This window comes from Paraburkholderia nodosa DSM 21604 (assembly GCF_000519185.1).
GTDB lineage: Bacteria > Pseudomonadota > Gammaproteobacteria > Burkholderiales > Burkholderiaceae > Paraburkholderia > Paraburkholderia nodosa.
Map to the genome: position 1 here is coordinate 84,791 of NZ_JAFA01000010.1, position 18,242 is coordinate 103,032.

General features: G+C 65.3%; 18 protein-coding genes. 12 read left to right on the forward strand and 6 right to left on the reverse strand.

The window, feature by feature from the left end; genetic code table 11:
- Positions 1–153 precede the first annotated feature (153 nt).
- From A3CW_RS0116765 to A3CW_RS0116795, 7 genes are all read left to right on the forward strand, one after another.
- Positions 154–900: a glucose 1-dehydrogenase gene (locus tag A3CW_RS0116765; protein WP_028204603.1), complete on the forward strand. Its 747-nt coding sequence runs from the start codon at positions 154–156 to the stop codon at positions 898–900.
- A gap of 128 nt (positions 901–1,028) precedes the next feature.
- Entirely contained in the window at positions 1,029–2,336 is a 1,308-nt protein-coding gene (locus tag A3CW_RS0116770; protein ID WP_028204604.1) for a chloride channel protein, read from the forward strand.
- A 435-nt stretch (positions 2,337–2,771) separates the two neighbouring features.
- The gene (locus A3CW_RS0116775) at positions 2,772–4,352 is read left to right on the forward strand and encodes an isocitrate lyase (protein WP_028204605.1); all 1,581 of its coding nucleotides are present in this window, start codon (positions 2,772–2,774) and stop codon (positions 4,350–4,352) included.
- 139 nt (positions 4,353–4,491) lie between these two features.
- Positions 4,492–4,710 carry a hypervirulence associated TUDOR domain-containing protein gene (locus A3CW_RS0116780; RefSeq protein ID WP_028204606.1) on the forward strand — a complete coding sequence of 73 codons (219 nt, stop codon included), beginning with the start codon at positions 4,492–4,494 and terminating at the stop codon, positions 4,708–4,710.
- 281 nt (positions 4,711–4,991) lie between these two features.
- On the forward strand, positions 4,992–5,462 hold the full coding sequence (locus A3CW_RS46555) for a hypothetical protein (RefSeq protein WP_051481518.1): 471 nt from the start codon (positions 4,992–4,994) through the stop codon (positions 5,460–5,462).
- Positions 5,463–5,527: 65 nt separating this feature from the next.
- Positions 5,528–5,935, forward strand: coding sequence for an OsmC family protein (locus A3CW_RS0116790; RefSeq protein ID WP_028204607.1), 408 nt, complete (start codon positions 5,528–5,530; stop codon positions 5,933–5,935).
- 126 nt (positions 5,936–6,061) lie between these two features.
- On the forward strand, positions 6,062–6,907 hold the full coding sequence (locus A3CW_RS0116795) for a GNAT family N-acetyltransferase (RefSeq protein ID WP_028204608.1): 846 nt from the start codon (positions 6,062–6,064) through the stop codon (positions 6,905–6,907).
- Between the two features lie 15 nt (positions 6,908–6,922).
- Here the strand turns inward: A3CW_RS0116795 and A3CW_RS0116800 are convergent, their stop codons facing one another.
- From A3CW_RS0116800 to A3CW_RS0116820, 5 genes are all read right to left on the reverse strand, one after another.
- Positions 6,923–8,086 carry a lipocalin-like domain-containing protein gene (locus tag A3CW_RS0116800; RefSeq protein WP_028204609.1) on the reverse strand — a complete coding sequence of 388 codons (1,164 nt, stop codon included), beginning with the start codon at positions 8,084–8,086 and terminating at the stop codon, positions 6,923–6,925.
- 4 nt (positions 8,087–8,090) lie between these two features.
- Positions 8,091–10,733: an FtsX-like permease family protein gene (locus tag A3CW_RS0116805; protein ID WP_081771695.1), complete on the reverse strand. Its 2,643-nt coding sequence runs from the start codon at positions 10,731–10,733 to the stop codon at positions 8,091–8,093.
- 3 nt (positions 10,734–10,736) lie between these two features.
- A complete protein-coding gene (locus A3CW_RS0116810; protein WP_028204611.1) occupies positions 10,737–11,423 on the reverse strand; it encodes an ABC transporter ATP-binding protein in 687 nt (228 codons plus the stop codon).
- A 25-nt stretch (positions 11,424–11,448) separates the two neighbouring features.
- Complete coding sequence (locus A3CW_RS0116815) at positions 11,449–11,922, reverse strand: ferritin-like domain-containing protein (RefSeq protein WP_028204612.1); 474 nt, start codon at positions 11,920–11,922, stop codon at positions 11,449–11,451.
- Between the two features lie 112 nt (positions 11,923–12,034).
- Positions 12,035–12,526, reverse strand: coding sequence for an SRPBCC family protein (locus A3CW_RS0116820; protein ID WP_028204613.1), 492 nt, complete (start codon positions 12,524–12,526; stop codon positions 12,035–12,037).
- A 104-nt stretch (positions 12,527–12,630) separates the two neighbouring features.
- On the opposite strand from A3CW_RS0116820, the gene A3CW_RS0116825 reads away from it, so the two are divergent.
- From A3CW_RS0116825 to A3CW_RS0116840, 4 genes are all read left to right on the forward strand, one after another.
- Entirely contained in the window at positions 12,631–13,227 is a 597-nt protein-coding gene (locus A3CW_RS0116825; protein ID WP_028204614.1) for a hypothetical protein, read from the forward strand.
- Between the two features lie 302 nt (positions 13,228–13,529).
- Complete coding sequence (locus tag A3CW_RS46560) at positions 13,530–14,585, forward strand: O-fucosyltransferase family protein (RefSeq protein WP_063750837.1); 1,056 nt, start codon at positions 13,530–13,532, stop codon at positions 14,583–14,585.
- A 52-nt stretch (positions 14,586–14,637) separates the two neighbouring features.
- Complete coding sequence (locus A3CW_RS0116835) at positions 14,638–15,006, forward strand: DUF2784 domain-containing protein (protein ID WP_028204615.1); 369 nt, start codon at positions 14,638–14,640, stop codon at positions 15,004–15,006.
- Positions 15,007–15,231: 225 nt separating this feature from the next.
- Positions 15,232–16,470, forward strand: a complete 1,239-nt coding sequence (locus A3CW_RS0116840; protein ID WP_028204616.1) for an FAD-dependent oxidoreductase — start codon at positions 15,232–15,234, stop codon at positions 16,468–16,470.
- 47 nt (positions 16,471–16,517) lie between these two features.
- Here the strand turns inward: A3CW_RS0116840 and A3CW_RS0116845 are convergent, their stop codons facing one another.
- On the reverse strand, positions 16,518–17,462 hold the full coding sequence (locus tag A3CW_RS0116845; protein WP_028204617.1) for a LysR family transcriptional regulator: 945 nt from the start codon (positions 17,460–17,462) through the stop codon (positions 16,518–16,520).
- Positions 17,463–17,588: 126 nt separating this feature from the next.
- Here A3CW_RS0116845 and A3CW_RS0116850 point away from each other — a divergent pair, with 126 nt between their 5' ends.
- Positions 17,589–18,230 carry a glutathione S-transferase family protein gene (locus A3CW_RS0116850; RefSeq protein ID WP_028204618.1) on the forward strand — a complete coding sequence of 214 codons (642 nt, stop codon included), beginning with the start codon at positions 17,589–17,591 and terminating at the stop codon, positions 18,228–18,230.
- Positions 18,231–18,242: the final 12 nt, after the last annotated feature.

Genomic DNA, 18,242 nt, shown 5'->3' on the forward strand with positions numbered 1-18,242 from the left:
ATTGTTCGGATGATCCTGCCAGTCAATTCGCGCCCGACCGCTTTATCGCGGCGGCGCGGACCTTTAGATTCGTTTGCGTCGCCGGCCGATGGCTTCGTACAAGTCGAGACGCCGGTTCTATTCGATGCTGCGACTTACGGTAAGGAGAACATGATGGGCAAACTTTCAGGCAAGGTGGCGGTCGTCACGGGCGCGTCGAAAGGCATTGGCGCCGCGATCGCCAAGGCTCTCGCGGCCGAAGGCGCTTCGGTGGTCGTGAACTACGCGAGCAGCAAGGCGGGCGCCGATGCGGTGGTAAGCGCGATTACGGCGGCCGGCGGCAAGGCGGTTTCCGTTGGCGGCGACGTGTCGAAGGCAGCCGACGCACAGGCCATCATCGGCACGGCCGTCGAAACTTACGGTCGTCTCGACATCCTCGTCAACAACTCCGGCGTCTACGAGTTCGCGCCTATCGAAGAGTTTACTGAGGCGCAATACCGCAAGCAGTTCGACACCAACGTGCTCGGCGTGCTGCTCACCACGCAGGCGGCCGCGAAGCATCTTGGCGAGGGTGCGAGCATCATCAACGTGAGTTCGGTCGTGACGACGATCACGCCACCGACGACAGCCGTCTATAGCGGCACGAAGGGCGCGGTGGATGCGATCACCGGCGTGCTCGCTCGCGAACTCGGACCGCGCAAGATCCGCGTGAACGCGATCAATCCTGGCGTAATCGAAACAGAAGGCGCGCACACGGCCGGCGTCATCGGCTCGGAGTTCGAAAGCCATGCGGTCAGCCAAACGCCGCTCGGACGCGTGGGCCAGCCGGACGATATCGCCTCGGCCGTGGTGTTCCTCGCGTCGGACGATGCCAAATGGTTGACGGGCGAGCAAATCGTCGCCAGCGGGGGCATGCGCTAAGGCGGTTGAGTGAAACTGGCTGGCGCCAAAAAACCCGTGCGTGCTAATCTCCCGAAGACCGGTCGTGTCGCCCTGGCAGCGGCACGTCCAGCAACGCTTCGGAACGAGGAGTTTGGCCAGGCCGCCTCATGCGAGTTTCCGACCTTGTAGACAGCCGCACGATCCTGCGCAGCCGGCGGCGCTGGCTGTATTTCGGCGTGTTCTGGCTTGGCGCCATCGCGACAGGGCTCGTCGCGGTCATGTACGCGCGGCTCGTCGACTTCGGCTACGCGCTCTTTGTGCAGATGACCGCCCATCACCGGTGGCTGCCGCTACTCATTACGCCGGCCATCGGCGCATTCTGCGTCTGGGCCACGCGCCGCTGGTTTCCGGGTTCGGAGGGCAGCGGCATCCCGCAGGTCATCGCGACGCTGCACGACGTGCGCGGACTCGGCCCACGCCTGCTCACGCTGCGCATCCTGATCGGCAAGATCGCCCTGTCGTTCCTCGCGATCCTCGGCGGATTCACGATTGGCCGCGAAGGGCCGACTATCCACGTGGGCGCCGCGCTGATGTACAGCCTGCGGCGTTTCTACCCGGCGCGGCTGCGCAGCATGTACGGCGTCGGCCTCGAATACAANCTCGCGCTCGCNGGCGCCGCCGCGGGCCTTTCCGCCGCGTTCAACGCGCCGCTCGCGGGCGTGGTCTTCGCCATCGAGGAACTCACGCGCAGCTTCGAGGCGCGAACGAGCGGCGTGATCATCGCGGCGATCATCTTTTCGGGCATCGTCTCACTCGCGCTGCAAGGCAANTATGTGTANTTCGGCACNATCGCCATCGGCNGNCATNTNCCCGATCTGCTGGCGGTCGCCGTCATTCTCGTCGGCGTGATCACCGGCCTCGCGGGCGGCGTGTTCTGCTGGCTGCTGCTCAACACCGAACGATGGATNCCCGCCCGCTTGTTCGTTCTCCGAAAGGAGCGGCCCGTGGCGTTCGGCGCCGTGTGCGGTTTGTTCATCGCCGTGATCGGCGTGGCGAGCGGCGGCAATCTGTTCGGCAGCGGCTATGCGGAAGCGCGCGGCATGCTCGANGGCCANTCGCAGCTCGGCGNNGCNTATCCCGTGCTGAAAATGGCCTCGATGGTGGGCTCGTATCTGCCGGGCACGCCGGGCGGCCTGTTTGCGCCGTCGCTGGCGATCGGCGCGGGCATCGGCAACGTGCTGCACATGGTGTTCGGGCAGATGCAGTTGCCGATGCTGATCGCGCTCGGCATGGTCGGCTATCTGGCCGCCGTCACGCAGAGCCCGATCACGGCGTTCGTCATCGTCATCGAAATGATCGATGGGCACGCGCTCGTGATCTCGCTGATGGCGACGGCGCTCGTGTCGAGCCAGGTATCGAAGCTGTTCGCGCCACCGCTGTACGAAGCTCTCGCGCATCGCTATCTAAAGCATTGACGCGCGCGCCCGCGCTCACCCGTCCACGAAGCGTGACGGTTGACGATTCCGATCAGGCCGCATCGACGCCGTGTCTGATCGCGCGCAGCGACGTCTGTTCGTCAAAACGGACGTCTACCCCGCCTGGCGTCGCTCGAGCCCTCCGCGCTCACCTGCCTCCGGCAACCGAAAGAACACTTCACATCGTGAAATGCAACTTGAATTCCTGAAGCGGTGCCATTCCGCGTTATGAAAACATGTTCTACAGCACAAAAATTGTTATCTATCTCATTGATAAATAACGAATAAATAAGTCATATGTCTTATATAAGACTTTGCTGCGACGCATCAGGAAGACCCTACAATTGAGCCATGCAGTTCGCTTCGACATACGCGGCGGCACGCTGAACCGTTCATTCAATCGCGCTTTGCTCTTCGGAGACTCAGGAGATACACATGGCTCAATATCAAGACGACATCAAGGCAGTGGCTGGTTTGAAGGAGAAACAAGGCAGCGCCTGGAATGCCATCAATCCCGAATCTGCCGCCCGCATGCGGGCCCAGAACAAGTTCAAAACGGGTCTGGACATCGCAAAGTACACCGCGAAGATCATGCGCGCCGACATGGCCGCCTACGATGCCGACCCGGCTAAGTACACCCAGTCGCTGGGATGCTGGCACGGCTTCATCGGCCAGCAGAAGATGATCTCCATCAAGAAGCACTTCAACAGCACCGAGCGCCGCTACCTTTACCTGTCCGGCTGGATGGTGGCCGCGCTGCGCTCCGAGTTCGGCCCGCTGCCGGACCAGTCGATGCACGAAAAAACCTCCGTCAGCGCGCTGATCCGCGAGCTGTACACCTTCCTGCGCCAGGCCGACGCCCGTGAACTGGGCGGCCTGTTCCGCCAGCTCGATGCCGCCGAAGGCGCTGCCAAGGCCGCGATCCAGGAAAAAATCGACAACCACGTCACGCACGTCGTGCCGATCATCGCCGACATCGACGCGGGTTTCGGCAACGCGGAAGCCACCTACCTGCTGGCCAAGCAGTTCATCGAAGCGGGCGCCTGCTGCATCCAGATCGAAAACCAGGTGTCCGACGAGAAGCAGTGCGGCCACCAGGACGGCAAGGTCACCGTGCCGCACGAGGACTTCCTGGCCAAGGTCCGCGCGATCCGCTACGCCTTCCTGGAACTGGGCGTGGACGACGGCGTCATCGTGACCCGTACCGACTCGCTGGGCGCTGGCCTGACCAAGCAGATCGCCGTGACCAGCACGCCGGGCGACCTGGGCGACCAATACAATTCCTTCCTCGATTGCGACGAAATTTCGGCCGACGCACTGGGCAACGGTGACGTCGTCATCAAGCGCGACGGCAAGCTGCTGCGTCCGAAGCGCCTGCCGAGCAACCTGTTCCAGTTCCGCGCCGGCACGGGCGAAGCACGCTGCGTCCTCGATTGCATCACCTCGCTGCAAAACGGCGCCGACCTGCTGTGGATCGAAACCGAAAAGCCGCATATCGCCCAGATCGCCGGCATGGTCAACGAGATTCGCAAGGTCATCCCGAACGCCAAGCTGGTGTACAACAACAGCCCGTCGTTCAACTGGACGCTGAACTTCCGCCAGCAGGTATATGACGCGATGAAGGCCGCGGGCAAGGATGTGTCGGCCTACGACCGCGCCCAGCTGATGAGCGTGGAATACGACGAGACCGAACTGGCGAAGGCCGCCGACGAAAAGATCCGCACCTTCCAGGCCGACGCGTCGCGCGAAGCAGGTATCTTCCACCACCTGATTACGCTGCCGACCTACCACACTGCCGCACTGTCGACCGACAACCTGGCCCGCGAATACTTCGGCGACCAGGGCATGCTGGGTTATGTGGCTGGCGTGCAGCGTAAGGAAATCCGTCAGGGCATCGCCTGCGTCAAGCACCAGAACATGTCCGGCTCGGACATCGGCGACGACCACAAGGAGTATTTCAGCGGCGAAGCGGCGCTGAAAGCGGCGGGTAAAGACAACACGATGAATCAGTTCTAATACTCGTCAGCCCCAAGGCAAAACGCCAACCCATGCGGGTTGGCGTTTTTTTTCGTCCGTCGCGATAGCTCGCGGGGACCCCGCCGCAGGAACGAAGAATGCGACTCCGGAGGGGATTCAACCACCGGAGCGCACAATCATGTCCCATCGACTCAAAACAGGCGATCGCGTCACGTGGAACACCCCGGAAGGCATGGCGACGGGCACGGTCGTCCGCCGGATCATCAGGGATACGGAACTGGAAGGACACACTGTCGCCGCGTCGAAGGACGACCCGTATTACGAGGTCGAAAGCGAGAAAAACGGTGAGCACGCGGTGCAACCCGCCGAAGGACTGGAGAAGGTCCACAAGCACTGACCTGCGCGGGATTACAGGGTCGAGTTCGTCGCCAGGCGCATCGAGTTGTCGGCAACAGGTTCGGTTTGGCGTCGGCAGCAACACACTGTGAGCCTGATCGCTTTGAGGGACAGGCTCACTGTTCCCTGATACAACTCGAAACGTTCTGTGCACGATGAGTCGGTAAACTTCCCGTGCGGGCAAGCCCATGGCTTGCCGAAACGCACCGGTGCTACCCTCATAATCCTTTCCCTGGCACGCCGCCGCGCACCAGCGCCGGGGAATACGACCTGGAACCTATCGTGGACGACCGATTCGACCGACGCGAACTTTTGCTGCACCTTGGAGATGTTCTGGAGGCGATGCGCAACGTCGGCGCGACTCAACCCTTTTCGCCTGTTGCGCAGCTTGCGTCGCGCGAGCCTTCGTTGCAGGCGTTGCCCTTTCTGCAGCAGATGTCGCCTCGCATGCGTGCGAGAGATTTTCTTGAACGGGCCGCCAGTGCCTACGCGAGCTGGCCCAGGGCGCTATTGGAGACGGAACTCGATCGCATCGAGCTTGCCTCGACGGTGCGGCGCGCACTCTTCGCGGACGATCCGCAAGGTTGGGCATCGTACTCCGCCTACGTCAGGCAGAAGGTCAGCTGGTTCGGACTCGAGCTCGACGAGACGGCCCACATCTCGACACGGGTGAACGATCGTGACGACGAGAACGGTGGAACATCGCAGTCATCTGCGATGAGGACGGGCTGGCCATGGCAGCCGATCGAGTAAGCTACGCGCCGCCGCTTCGCTAATGATCTCGCGCGCGAGATCGCACCACTTTCGAGGAGTTGTCCATGCCGCTCGCTACCGCCACTGCCAGCCTTGCCGCCGACGCGCCCAACTACGTCGTCGCCATCGAGGCTGGCCGCCACCCGCTGACCGGCGACGAAGGCCCGCACGAAGGCGGCCAGGATCGCGGCCCCGCGCCATTCACGTTGGTGCTGTCCGGGCTCGCAGCGTGCACGGCCGCCACGCTGCGCATGTACATGCAGCGCAAGACCTGGCCAGCCGCCGCGATCGCCGTCGAGGTCAGCCTGCATGCGGATCACGACGGGGCCCAATACATCCGCCGCGGCGTTGCAGTCGACGGACCGCTTGAGGAAGCGCAGCGCGCGCGCCTTGCCGAAATCTGCGAAAAGACACCAGTCACGCTCTTCATCAAGCGCGGCACGCGCATCGACACGACATTGCGCATTGCATGACTAGCCAAGGCAGGCAACCCGGCGCTGGCAGTCCGTTTGCCATAACGGTGCCGGCGTGCTTTACTGGTTTCTAGTTTTGGCGCATCGCGCTGTGACCACCGCAACAAGCACCGTAGCCCCAATTTCATGAATCAGTCTGGCGACTTCATCGTACGCACCATGTCGGCCGACGAGGTGGCCCTGTCGGTCGAATGGGCTGCCGTAGAGGGCTGGAACCCCGGGCGGCACGACCCGCGCTGCTTCCGGGAAGCAGACCCGGACGGTTTCTTCGTCGGCGTTTGGCGCGGCGAGCCGGTCGCGTGCCTCTGCGCCGCCGCCTACGACGACAGCTTTGGCTTCATCGGTCTCTACATCGTGAAACCCGGATTTCGCGGCAAGGGCTTCGGCATGCGCATCTGGCAGCACGGCATGCGCTACCTGGGAGACCGTAACATCGGTCTCGATGGTGTCGTCGCCCAGCAGGCGAACTACGGGAAATCCGGGTTCCGGCTCGCGTACCGCAACATTCGCTATCAGGGGCGTGTGAGCGGCATCGGGTGCGCGTGCGTGGTGCCAGCCGAAGACGTGCCGTTCGAGCAGTTGCTTGCCTACGATCGCACCTGTTTTCCCGCGGCGCGCGAGCGTTTCCTCCGCGCCTGGATCGCGCAGCCGGATGCCGTTGCGCTCGCTACCGTCGACGCGGGCCGTGTCGCCGGATATGGCGTCGTGCGTCGCTGCGAGGCGGGCTGCAAGATCGGCCCGCTCTTCGCCGACGATGCGGACGTTGCCACGGGCCTCGTTCGCGCGCTGGCGGCGAGCATGCCCGGCGAGGTCATCGTGCTCGACGTGCCGGAAACGAACCCTGCGGCCATCGCGCTAGCAGAGCGGCACGGTATGACGAGCGTGTTCGAAACCGCGCGGATGTACACGAAAAGCGCGCCCGCGATTGCGCTCTATCGCGTGTTCGGGGTGACGTCGTTCGAGCTGGGTTGATAGCGGTTGATCGCTCTAAAGCTCGAGCCGATGAACATAGCCCGTGAGTTCGAGATAGCCGCGTCCTAGCGGTTTTCCCGCGGGTTTCGCGGCGGTGTTTGCCGTGCCGGTGCTCGCCGCGTCCGCGGGAAACGCCGTCACCGCGCCCTCCCAGTACACCGCGCCGGTGGTCGCACGGCTGTCGAACTCCTGATCGTCCATGAGCGGCACCAGCGTCAGATGCACGTCCTGCGCGTCGACGCGCATCGCCACCGGATACTGTGCGCCGGTATGCGGCGAACGCCACTGGCGCAGCGGCGTGAAGCGAATGCTATCGGGCGATAGCGTATGTGTGCTGCCATCGGCGGCGCGCAGCGTGCCGCCCGCCCAGAACTTGCGGCCGGCCTTGTCGCGAATCTGCAAGGCCATCAGCGCGCCGCCGTCATCGAAGTTGATGCCGATCCAGTCCCAGCCCACCGCATCCTGGGCGAGCGGTGCCGACGACCATTCGTGATCGAGCCACGCCTGCCCTCGCACGTGCGCGGCGTTCCTGTTCGAATCATCACCGCGCTTGAGCACACCGTCGACTTGCAGCCACGGTACGCTGTAGTAGTAGCTCGCTTCGTCCGGCAGCGGACCTTTGCGGCTATACCCGCCTGCGCCGTTAACGAGCATCGGCTGCGTCGGCGCCAACGTGAAGGCGAACGCAAAGCCGGGCGTGGCGACGTTCAGGCGGTAGCGGCCGTCCGCGTTGCGCTCGAGCGACCAGTCTTCGATATGTACCGCCGTGTCCGCCTCGCTCGCATCGGCGAGACCAAAGCCGCGGCGCGCGATGCGCTGATCGTGCTGCAGGCTGCCCGCATGCGGATCGCTGAGCGCCACGTTGGCGAACAGCAGTTGATCCGGTGCGAAGCGGCTCGGGTTCGCGTCGTCGAGCGCGGGGCGCGAGCGGAAGAACGTCGCTTCGAAGCCCAGCGATGCATCGGCAGCCGCGGCCCCGTCGGCATCCGTTTGCAGCCAGCCGGTCACGTACCACCATTCGGTGCGATAGCTCGAATGCGCGCCATAGTCGCGCGGGAATACGAGCGGCTGTCCGCTCGTCACCGCGGGATAGTCGGGCATGCGCGCCCACGCAGCGCCTGGCAGCAGCGCGGCGAGCGGCCATGACAGGAACCTGTGCAGAAAGGTGCGCCGTCTCATGGCGTCACCAGTCGTCGCGCACGGCGCGCACCGCATCGACCGACATCGCGGCGCGTGAACTCAGGAGCGCCGTGAGCGCGGCGGCCACGACGACCGCCGAAGCCAGCGCGGCCAGCAACCCCCACGGCATGTGCACGCTCATCGTCCAGTGAAACGACTGCGGGTTGACGACATGCACGAGCACCATCGCGAGACTCAGGCCCAGCGTCAAGCCGGCAAGCACGCCGAGCAGCGCAACGAGCGCGCCCTCCATCGCGAGCATGATCGCGATCTGGCGGCGCGTCACGCCGATATGCCGCAGCATGCCGAACTCGCGCGTGCGGGCGAGCGCTTGCGACCCGAAGCTCGCGCCGACGCCGAACAGGCCGATGATCACCGCCACCGCTTCCAGCAGATACGTCACGGCGAAGCTGCGATCGAAAATCCGCAGGCTCGCCGCGCGGATCTCGCCGGGCTGCGCGAACTCGAGGCGCTGCCCGCCGTGCACGCTCTCGCGCAAGCGTGCGATCGCCTGCGACGGCGCTACGCCCGGGTCGAGCCACAAGGCGGCATCGCTCACGCGCGTGTCGCGAGTCAGCCGGCGGTAGTCGCTCGCGTCGATCACGATGGCCCCGAACTGGCGTGCATAGTCGCGCCAGATGCCCGCCACCGTGAACGGCAAGCGCTGTCCCGCCAGCGGCAGCGTGATGTGCTGGCCTGTGTGCATCCCGTACAGATCGGCGGCCGCCTCGCTGATCCAGACCGGCGGCGGCTCGCCGGCTTGCGGCACACGAGGCGCCGTCGTCAGCGGCAGGCGCGCGGCGGGGTTACGCGCATCGATGGGCCGCGCGAGCAGGCTCACGGGCGGCAAGCCAGCATTGAGCGAGATTTGCGTCGCGCGAAGAAATTCGGCGCGCGCAATACCGGGCGTGGCGGCGATGACTGCCTGATCGCCCGGCGAAAGGAATGCGCTGTCGCCGCCGGGCGAAGCGCGCAGATAGAGCGGCGCGGGCAGCAGCAACTGCAGCCAGTCGTCGACCGCTACGCGAAAGCTCGACACCATGATCGCCATCGCCGTCATCAGGCTGAAGCTCGTGACGATGCCCGCGAGCCCAATCGTCGCGCGGCCGGGGGCATTGGCGAGCTGCGCCAGCACGAGCTGCGGCAAGGCATGATTCGAGCGCGGCAGCACGGCGAACACGGCGCGCGCGAGCGCCGGCATCGCCAGCACGCCGCCCAGCAACAACAGCGCGATGGAAAGATAGCCGAACACCGGCAAGCCAGCCACGGGCGGCAATAGCGCTACTACGAGCCCGGCGGCAATCGCGAGCAGTGCCGCCGTGACCGTGCGCTTCGTGCGCAGCCGGGCGGCCGGCGCTTCCTCGTCGCCCGCCTTCAGCGCCCGCGCGGGTCGCGCCCTCGCGGCTTCGAGCGCCGGCGCGAGACTGCCGAGCACCGACGCGGCCAGCCCCAGCGCAAAGAAGATCGCCGCGGGCATCGCATCGAAATGCACGCGCGGCTGCACCCCTTCGAAATAGCCGCCGCCCAGATCGCCGCCCGCATAGCGGAGCACGGCGGCCGCGAGCGCGAAGCCGACGGCAAGACCCGCTGCCGCACCGAGCACGCCGAGAATGGCGCCCTCCGAGACGACGAGCCACAGCACGCCACGCTGCGTCACGCCGATCGCGCGCAGCAGCGCAAACTGCGCACGGCGCCGCAGCACGGCGAGCGCCTGCATCGTGAAGACGAGGAACGCTCCCGTGAACAGCGCGACGAGCGCGAGTACGTTGAGATTCGCGCGATACGCACGCGAGAGCATCGAGGTGCGCTGCGCGTTGTCGCCCGGCGTGACGGCGGCGACACCCGCGGGCAAGCGCGGCGCGAGCGACTTCGCGAACACTTCGGCATCGACGCCAGGCTTGAGCTTGATATCGATGCGCCCGAGCGTGCCGAGCCGCTGCAAACGCCATTGCGCGGCGCCGATGTCCATCACGCCGACGCGCACCGCATCGCCCGATGCGGGCAACACGCCCGCGACGCGCAGCACGACCGAAGCGAGCCCGACCTGCACCGTGAGCGAGTCGCCGGGCTTGAGCGCGAGCCAGCTCAGCGCGGCCGGCGAGAGAAATACGGTGTCGGGGTCGAGCAGATCGAGCGTGGTGGCCTTCGTACCGTTCGTGCCATGCGCGCCGTTCGTGCGATCGGCCAGCTCCACGCGTCCAACGAGATTCGGCGTGACATACCCAGCGCGAAACACATCGACGCCGAGCAGCTTCAACGACTCGTCCCGTCCCGCCACGCGCGCATCGACCTCGACCACGGGGCTTGCCGCGGCGACCTCGGGCAAACGGGCAATGCGCGGGTACAGCGCTTCATCGAAGCCCGCGCGCGGGCCGCGCAATTCGATATCGGCGTTGCCCATCAGCGAGTTGACGGTGGCCGACAGCTCGTTAAGCGCCGCGCGATTGATCAACTGCACGGCGTAGCCCATCGCGACGCCCGCCGCGATCGCGAGAATGCCGATCAGCGTGCGCAGCGGATGCGCGCGCATTTCACCGGCGATGAGCGCCGCGCCGACGCCGCCAGCGGGCAGGCGATTGCCCAGGCAACGCGACGCGCGCGATGCAGCAGCGTCGCGCGACGAACCCACGGCGCCGAACCAGCGCATCGCCTACGCGCCGCCTGCGCCGGGCGCGTACGGCTCGAGCCCGGCGGGCGTGAGCCGCAGCACGCGGTCGGCGGCAGCCGACACGGCGGCCGAGTGCGTCGCGAGCAGCACGCCCGCGCCGTTCGTTTGCGCCAGTTCGCGCAGCAGCGCGAGGATGCGCATCGCCGTGTCGTGATCGAGATTGCCGGTGGGCTCGTCGGCCAGCACGAGACGCGGCTGATGCACGAGCGCACGCGCGATCGCCACACGCTGCACCTCGCCGCCCGACAATTCACGCGGCAGCGCGCGCTCGCGCCCGCCGAGCCCGACGGCGTGCAGCACGGACGACACGCGCGCCGGCACGTCTTTCGCCCGCATGCCGTTCAGGAGCAGCGGCAGCGCGATGTTCTGCGCCGCCGACAGGTTCGGCAGCACATGGAACGCCTGGAACACGAAGCCCATTTTCTGGCGGCGCTGCAGGGTGGCTGCGTCGTCGTCGAGTGTGCCGAGGTCGTGTCCGTCGAAGACGATGTGTCCCGCGTCTGGCCGGTCGAGACCGGCCGCGAGATTGAGCAGCGTCGATTTTCCGGCGCCCGATTCGCCCATGATCGCGACGCATTCGCCTGAGCGCAGTTCGAGATTCACCCCGCGCAGCACGTTGCGCGGCGTGGTGCCGTTATAGTGCTTCGATACGTTGGCGAGCGTCAGCATCATGTCGAGCGAAATGCAGCGCCTGTCAGGCGGGCCCCATATCCTGCTGCGGCGACGTCGCGGTCGAGCCCGGACGGCGCAGCATCTTGTCGACTTCGCCCGCGTGCAGTTCCTCGACCTGGATCATCTGGCGCGCGTACTCCTCGAGCGCAACCGAGCGGTCTTCCACGAGCGAAAGCAGCTCGTGGTAAAGGCCGAGCGCGATCTGTTCGGCCTCGAGCGATTCGCGCAGGATGGCCCCGATATCGAAGGTATGGGAATCGAGCAGCGGACCGATGGCGAGCGACGGATACGCGCCGAGCGTCGTGATCCATTCGCCAGCCTGCTGCGCATGCAAGAGCGACTCGTCCGCCTGCTGCCGCAGCCAGGAGACGATTGGAATGCGGCCGAATCCGAACACCAGGAACGAATAGTGCGTGTACCGCACCACGCCCGCCAGCTCGGATTCGAGGATCTTGTTCAGCACGGCGACGACGGGCTCCTTCTCGATCTCAGTCATGTTGCCTCCCATGCACGGCAAGTAAGCGGTGGGGACCGTTCATAACACCTCCGTCTCGCAGAAATCTTGCAGAAAGCGTGTGCAAGCGCACTGACGAATTGGATTGTTGCACTTATCGAGGTTCGCCGCTGTAGTCGATCAAACGTGCATCGAGCAGGCGCGCAAGCGCCAGGCCGCCTTCGCGCATGATCGAATCGTGATTCCAGCGGAATACCAGCCGTGCGAGGGGCGCGAGCGCGAGCGCGCTCATCCACGCACTGGCCGTCCTGACGTGCCAATCGTAGCGCACCACCGTGCGGCTGCCGTCGACCGCGAACTGCCAGCGCCCCACGCCCTCCAGCGTGCCGCTGGCCTCGCCCTCCAGGGCGATGAGCGGCGCGACGCGCGTGACGCGCACGTCGATGATCACGCGATAAGGCAGCACGCCTTTCCACGTGTAACGATGCACCGCGCCCAGCCCGTCGGTCTCGCCCGCCCGCAACTCGCGTACCGCTTCAACGTTCTTCCACCACCTCGGCCAGTTCATCGAATCGTGAATCGCGTCCCATACCGGCTGCAACGGCGCCTCGATGCACCACAAGGTGGTCAGACGGAATTCCGCCATCGTTCGCTTCCTCCTTGTTGGCGATACGGCTAACTGTGCATTGCATGGTGCAAAGCCGTGCTCCAGAATTACCTGTCTTCCACGTTCGAGTATAGGAGGGAGCCATGACGCTCCCAGACCGGGATTTCGTGGCCGTCGCGCAGGCACGCTTCGATGCGCTCGCAAACTACGAGGTCACGTTGAAGTCGACATCGGCGGGAGCGGAAACGGTCGAGGTGCTCTATGGCTACCGAAAGCCCGGCTTCGTTCGGATGGACTTCATCCGGCCACACGGCGGCGCGACGCTCACCTTCAACCCGGAATCGGGGAAGGTCAAGCTCTGGCCGTTCGGCATCGACACGTTTCCGCGGCTCACGCTGAGCCCAGACAATCACATGATTCAGAGCCCGCAGGGTCATCGCGTCGACGAGTCCGATCTCGGCGCGCTGCTAGTCAATGTCCGTGCGCTCCAGGCGCATGGGGACACCCAGGTCGTCGGCGCCGAGACCATCGGCACGCACCAGGCGGCGCATGTGATCGTGACGTGCCGGCCCGGACACTTCGTGACCGGCGTGTTCCGCTATGAGTTATGGTTCGACTTGAGCCATGGGCTGCCCATCAAGGTCGTGAGCGAGGGCGAGTCACATGAGCCGATCGAAACGGTGCTGATGGAAAACCTGCGCATCGACGTGCCGCCTTCTCAGCTCAGGCCGTTCGGCTAGTCGCGCGAGCGATGACTGCCATTGGGGATGTCACTTAATCCTCAGGTTAATCAAGGCGTAAACATGACATCCTAGAATGTCTCAACCGCTTAGGATGCCAAATAACCAGCCAGCCCAAGCGTGCGCGACGAGCAAGCTTTCGTCGGAAAACATACGTCTGATCCCCCCAATCGTTGCTAACGCAGTTAAAGGCGAATCCATCGACGGAATCTACCATGAGCGCCCCGCTCGCCCGCAAACGGGAAGCGGCGTCGCTCTGCCCGTAAGGTAAATCCCCGTTTCCTGGATCGAAGGGACATGGCATGTTCAGAAACCTTATCGAGTTCGCAAGACAGGTGCGGCGCAGCGAAGACTTCAAGAACGCGCTCAATACGCCAGCCCGCCTCTCCCTGCATGCGAAGCAACGCCTCAACCGTGACTGCTTCGTCATAGAAATTCGCGCCAATTCGGGCTTCTTTTCCGTCATGCAGATCGTCCTGTGCATCCTCCTGTACTGCGACGAGAAGCGTTTGACGCCCGTTATCTCGGCACGCGGCGGCAGCTATGGCGACGCGGAAGGCAAAATCGACTGGCTAGCCGAATACTTTGAAAACCTCGCACCGTCCGCGGTGGCGGACGCGGCGAGGCCCGGTTTGCGAACGTCGATCGTGCGCGATCTCGGCGATCTGGGCTTTCGCCGTTACGAAGCCGGCCTCCGGCTGGAGCGCGCGAGTACGCTATTCCTGTCGAACTATCGGCCAGGCGAATCGATCCGCCAGGAAGTCGCGCGCATCAGCGAGCGGCTCGATATCGGCGCCTCGACGCTGGGCGTCCATTTTCGCGGCACGGATAAAAAGTTCGAGGCCCATACGATCGACTGGAGTGCGTTTTGCCGCATGGTCGAGACAACCCTTGCGGACGATCACCGGCTCACGAACATCTTCGTCTCCAGCGACGAGCAGGCCTTCCTGGACTTCTTCCGGAAGTGGGGCTTCGCTGTGCCCGTCAACGTCGCGCCTGCCGCGCTGCTCGCGAGCGGCGAGAAGCCCGTGCACTTCAGCGGACATCCCGGACTCGCCATCGGCCGCGAAGCCCTGGTCGCGAGCCTGCTACTCGCGAACTGCGGCCATTTGATCAAGACGCCCTCCTATCTCTCGGCGTGGTCGAAGATCTTCAATCCGTCGCTGCGGGTGAGGCTCGTCGTGCCGCCACGCGAAAACGCCTTCTGGTTTCCCGATAGCCAGATCTGGACCGAGCAGAACAAGCGCGACAACGACCTCGTCAATCCCGAAATCGAAACCGCCGCTTTCGGCTCGCCGTTCACGGTAGCCGGGACGACACCAAACGCGGGAACCCTCCCCCGGCCCCTCGATCTTTGAAGACGTATCATCGGAGCCAGAACGCAGGGCGAGGGCAACTGCGAGCATCGTCATGGACTGGCTGGCCAATACTGTTCTCCTACTGCACGCGCTGGTCGTTCTCTTCATCGTCGGCGGCTTGTTCGCGATCTGGGTGGGCGCATGGCTCGAGCGCAGTTGGGTACGCAACCGCGTGTTCCGTCTCACACATCTCGTTGCGATAGGCATCGTCGCCCTTCTTGCGGTCCTCGACATCCCGTGTCCGCTCACGGTCCTCGAGGACTGGTTACGTACCGGACATGCGGGGCCGCAGGGCTTCGTCCAGCGCTGGGTGAGCGACTTGCTGTACTACGACTTGCCCGGCTGGGTGTTCGCGACGGCTTATGCAGCGTTCCTGCTGGTTGTGGCAGTCACGTGGTTTCGTGTCCCGCCGCGTTCGTGACGGCAACGGATCATCGATCATTCGGCCCGTAACGACACTGGCGGCGCGCCGCCTGTTCTCTCTGGCGCTTCGCCTCCCGAACCTCGAATCTTGCCTCCGCAGGGTATGCGAGTCGCATAATAGCGCCATCCGCACGCCTCGCGACACGCACGCTCAAGCGCCTCATGCGCCGTCAGTTTGCTGACGTCCGGCCTCGCGTCGCCGCCATGGCATGGAGGTTTTCAAATGACACAGGGCAGCTACGACATCGTGATCGCGGGCGGTGGTCTTGGTGGCGCAACGCTTGGCCGTGCACTGGCAGGCGCCGGTGTGCGCACGCTCATTGTCGAACGCGAGACGGCTTTCAGGGACCGCGTGCGCGGCGAGGGCACGATGCCTTGGGGTGTCGTCGAAGCCCGCGCGCTCGGCATCGATCGGCTGCTCTGTGACGACGGTGCGCACGTGGTCCCGTTCTGGAGGCGGTACAGCGGACTGGTGCCAGCCGAAAGCCGCAACCTCGCGGATACCACCCCCGCGCACACCCCGTGTCTGGACTTCTATCATCCGTCGATGCAGCGCACGCTGCTCGACGCGGCCGAGTCATCGGGGGCCATTGTGCTGCGCGGCGCCGAGGTCGTGCGCGTCGATCCTGGCGATGCCCCGGGCAAGCCGCCGGTCGTCGAGATTCGCACCGATGGCGGCACACATCGGGTGAAAGCGCGGCTCGTGGTGGGCGCCGACGGACGCAGGTCGACGGTGCGCAGAATAGCCGGCTTCACGCTCGACCAGGATCCCGGGCGGCTGGTTGTGGCAGGGGTGCTCTACGAGGGGCTCGACGCGCCGGAAGATTCGGTCCACCACTTCCAGTCCCCGGCGTTGGGACAGGCCGCACTGATTTTTCCGATCGGGCACCAGCGGTTCAGGTCGTACTTCGTCTCATGGGTCGGGCAGCGCGCGCACCCCATCAGCGGCAACGGGCATATCCGCGAGTTCCTCGACGCCTGTGTCGATACGGGCGTGCCGCGCGACTGGTTCGAACGCGCGAGTGTCGTTGGCCCGCTCGCGGCGTATCCCGGCGCGGACATCTGGGTCGAGCATCCCTGCAACGGCGGCGTGGTGCTGATCGGCGACGCGGCGGCGGCCAGCGACCCGTCATGGGGATGCGGGCTGTCGTTGACGCTGCGCGACGTGAGGGTGCTGCTTGACCGTCTGCTCGCGAACGATGACTGGGAAGCCGCCGCGCACGCATACGCCTTCGAGCACGACCGCTATTACGGCGCCCTGCACCGCGTACTGGACTGGCTCACCCAGCTGCTGTACGAACGCGGCGCGAGCGCCGACGAGCGCCGCGCCCGCGTCCTGCCGTGTTTCGCCATGGAGCCCGATCGCGCGCCCGATCTTCCCGGGCTCGGCCCGGAGACGCCATCGGACGAAGAGGCGCGCCGGCGGTTCTTCGTCGAGGATCGTTTTTTGCCGCACGGCTGATCGCGCGGCGCATGTTCAACGTCGCTCACGTCAGCGGCGAGCCACGCTTACGCGGCACTTGTCGCGATCCTCGCCTTCAGCGCCTCGATGACCGCCCGCACCTTGCCCGACGGGTAGCTCGTCGGCGCAAACACGGCCTGCACACTCAAAGGCACGCCAGACCACTCGGGCAGCAAGCGGACTAGCGCGCCAGACGCAAGATCCGCCCGGGTCGAGAAATCGGTCAGCGCGGCAAAGCCGCCGCCCGCGAGGACCGCCGCGCGCGCCGACGTCGCCGTGTTCACGCTCAGCGCATTCACGCAGCGCACGCGGCGCACGGCGTTGCCGTGGCTGACGCGGCCCGCCGCGAGCCGCCCGGCATCGCGCGTCAACTCGAGCGTCGACGGATGCCGCAGCACGCTCATTGCGATATGCGGCAAGGACGCCAATGCGTTCAGCGACCTCGGCATGCCGTGCCGCGCAACGAACGCAGGGCTCGCGACCAGCCAGCGCAGGTAGCTGCCGAGTTTCACCGTGCGGTAGTTCGAGTCCGGCAGATTGCCGAGCCGCACCGCCAGATCGATCCCCTCGCCGATCAGGTCGACGTAGTGATCGGCGCAAACCAGTTCGATGTCGAGTTCCGGATAGACGCCACGCAGATCGACGAGCGCGGGCGCGACGATCTGCGCGCCGTAGTCGACGGGCGCGCTCACCCGCAGCGCGCCGCGTGCGGGCGTGGCCTCGTCCGAGACGGCCGCGAGCGCCTCTTCCGTCATCTGCAGGATGCGGCAGCTGGCGTCGTAAAACGCACGGCCCGCATCGGTCACGGAGAGCTGCCGCGTGGTGCGCGTGATGAGGCTCGCGCCGATCTCGCGTTCGAGGCGCTGCATATGCGCGCTGACCATCGTCTTGGCGATGCCGAGCCGCTCAGCCGCCGCGGTCAGCGACCCCGCTTCGACCACGGCGACGAACACCGCCAGCCGGTTCAGATTCACGTCGCGTACATCGGTCATCGGCGATTGTCCACTTTCGATAGAAAATGAATGCAAGCTTAGCAGTCTTCTCGCGCGCGCAGCCATTGCCTATTCTGAACGCTCACTGCCGCTTCATCCCGAGGCGCTTTCGTTATGGAGAATGCGATGCCCGCTGTCCGTCCCGCCACGCCGATCCGCCTGTACACCACGCTGCTATCCGGCCACGGACACCGCGTCCGGCTGTTCCTGTCCATGCTGGACCTGCCGTTCGAGATCGTGCCGGTGGATCTCGCCGCGGGCGAACACCGCCAGCCCGCGTACCTGAAGCTCAATCCGTTCGGCCAGGTCCCGACCATCGTCGATGGCGAGACGGTGTTGTTCGATTCGAACGCGATTCTCGTCTATCTGGCGAAGCGTTACGGCGATCCGTCGTGGCTGCCCGACGATCCATCTGGCGCGGCGGCCGTGCAACGCTGGTTGTCGCTCGCGGCCGGTCCGATCGCGTTCGGCCCGTGCGCTGCGCGCCTCGTCCACGTATTCAAGCGCGATCTCGATCTGGCGCGAGCCCAGGAAATCGCGCGGACGCTGCTGCCGCTGCTCGATGCCGAACTCGCGCACAAGCCGTTCGCCGCGGGCGATCGCGTGACCATCGCCGATATTGCCGCGCATACCTACATCGCGCATGCACCTGAAGGCGGGGTGTCGCTGGAGCCGTATCCGCATCTGCGCGCGTGGCTCGAACGCGTCGCCGCGTTGCCGGGCTATGTGCCGATGCCATCGACGAAAGCTGGCCTGCTCGCCGCCTGAACGACACTGCAC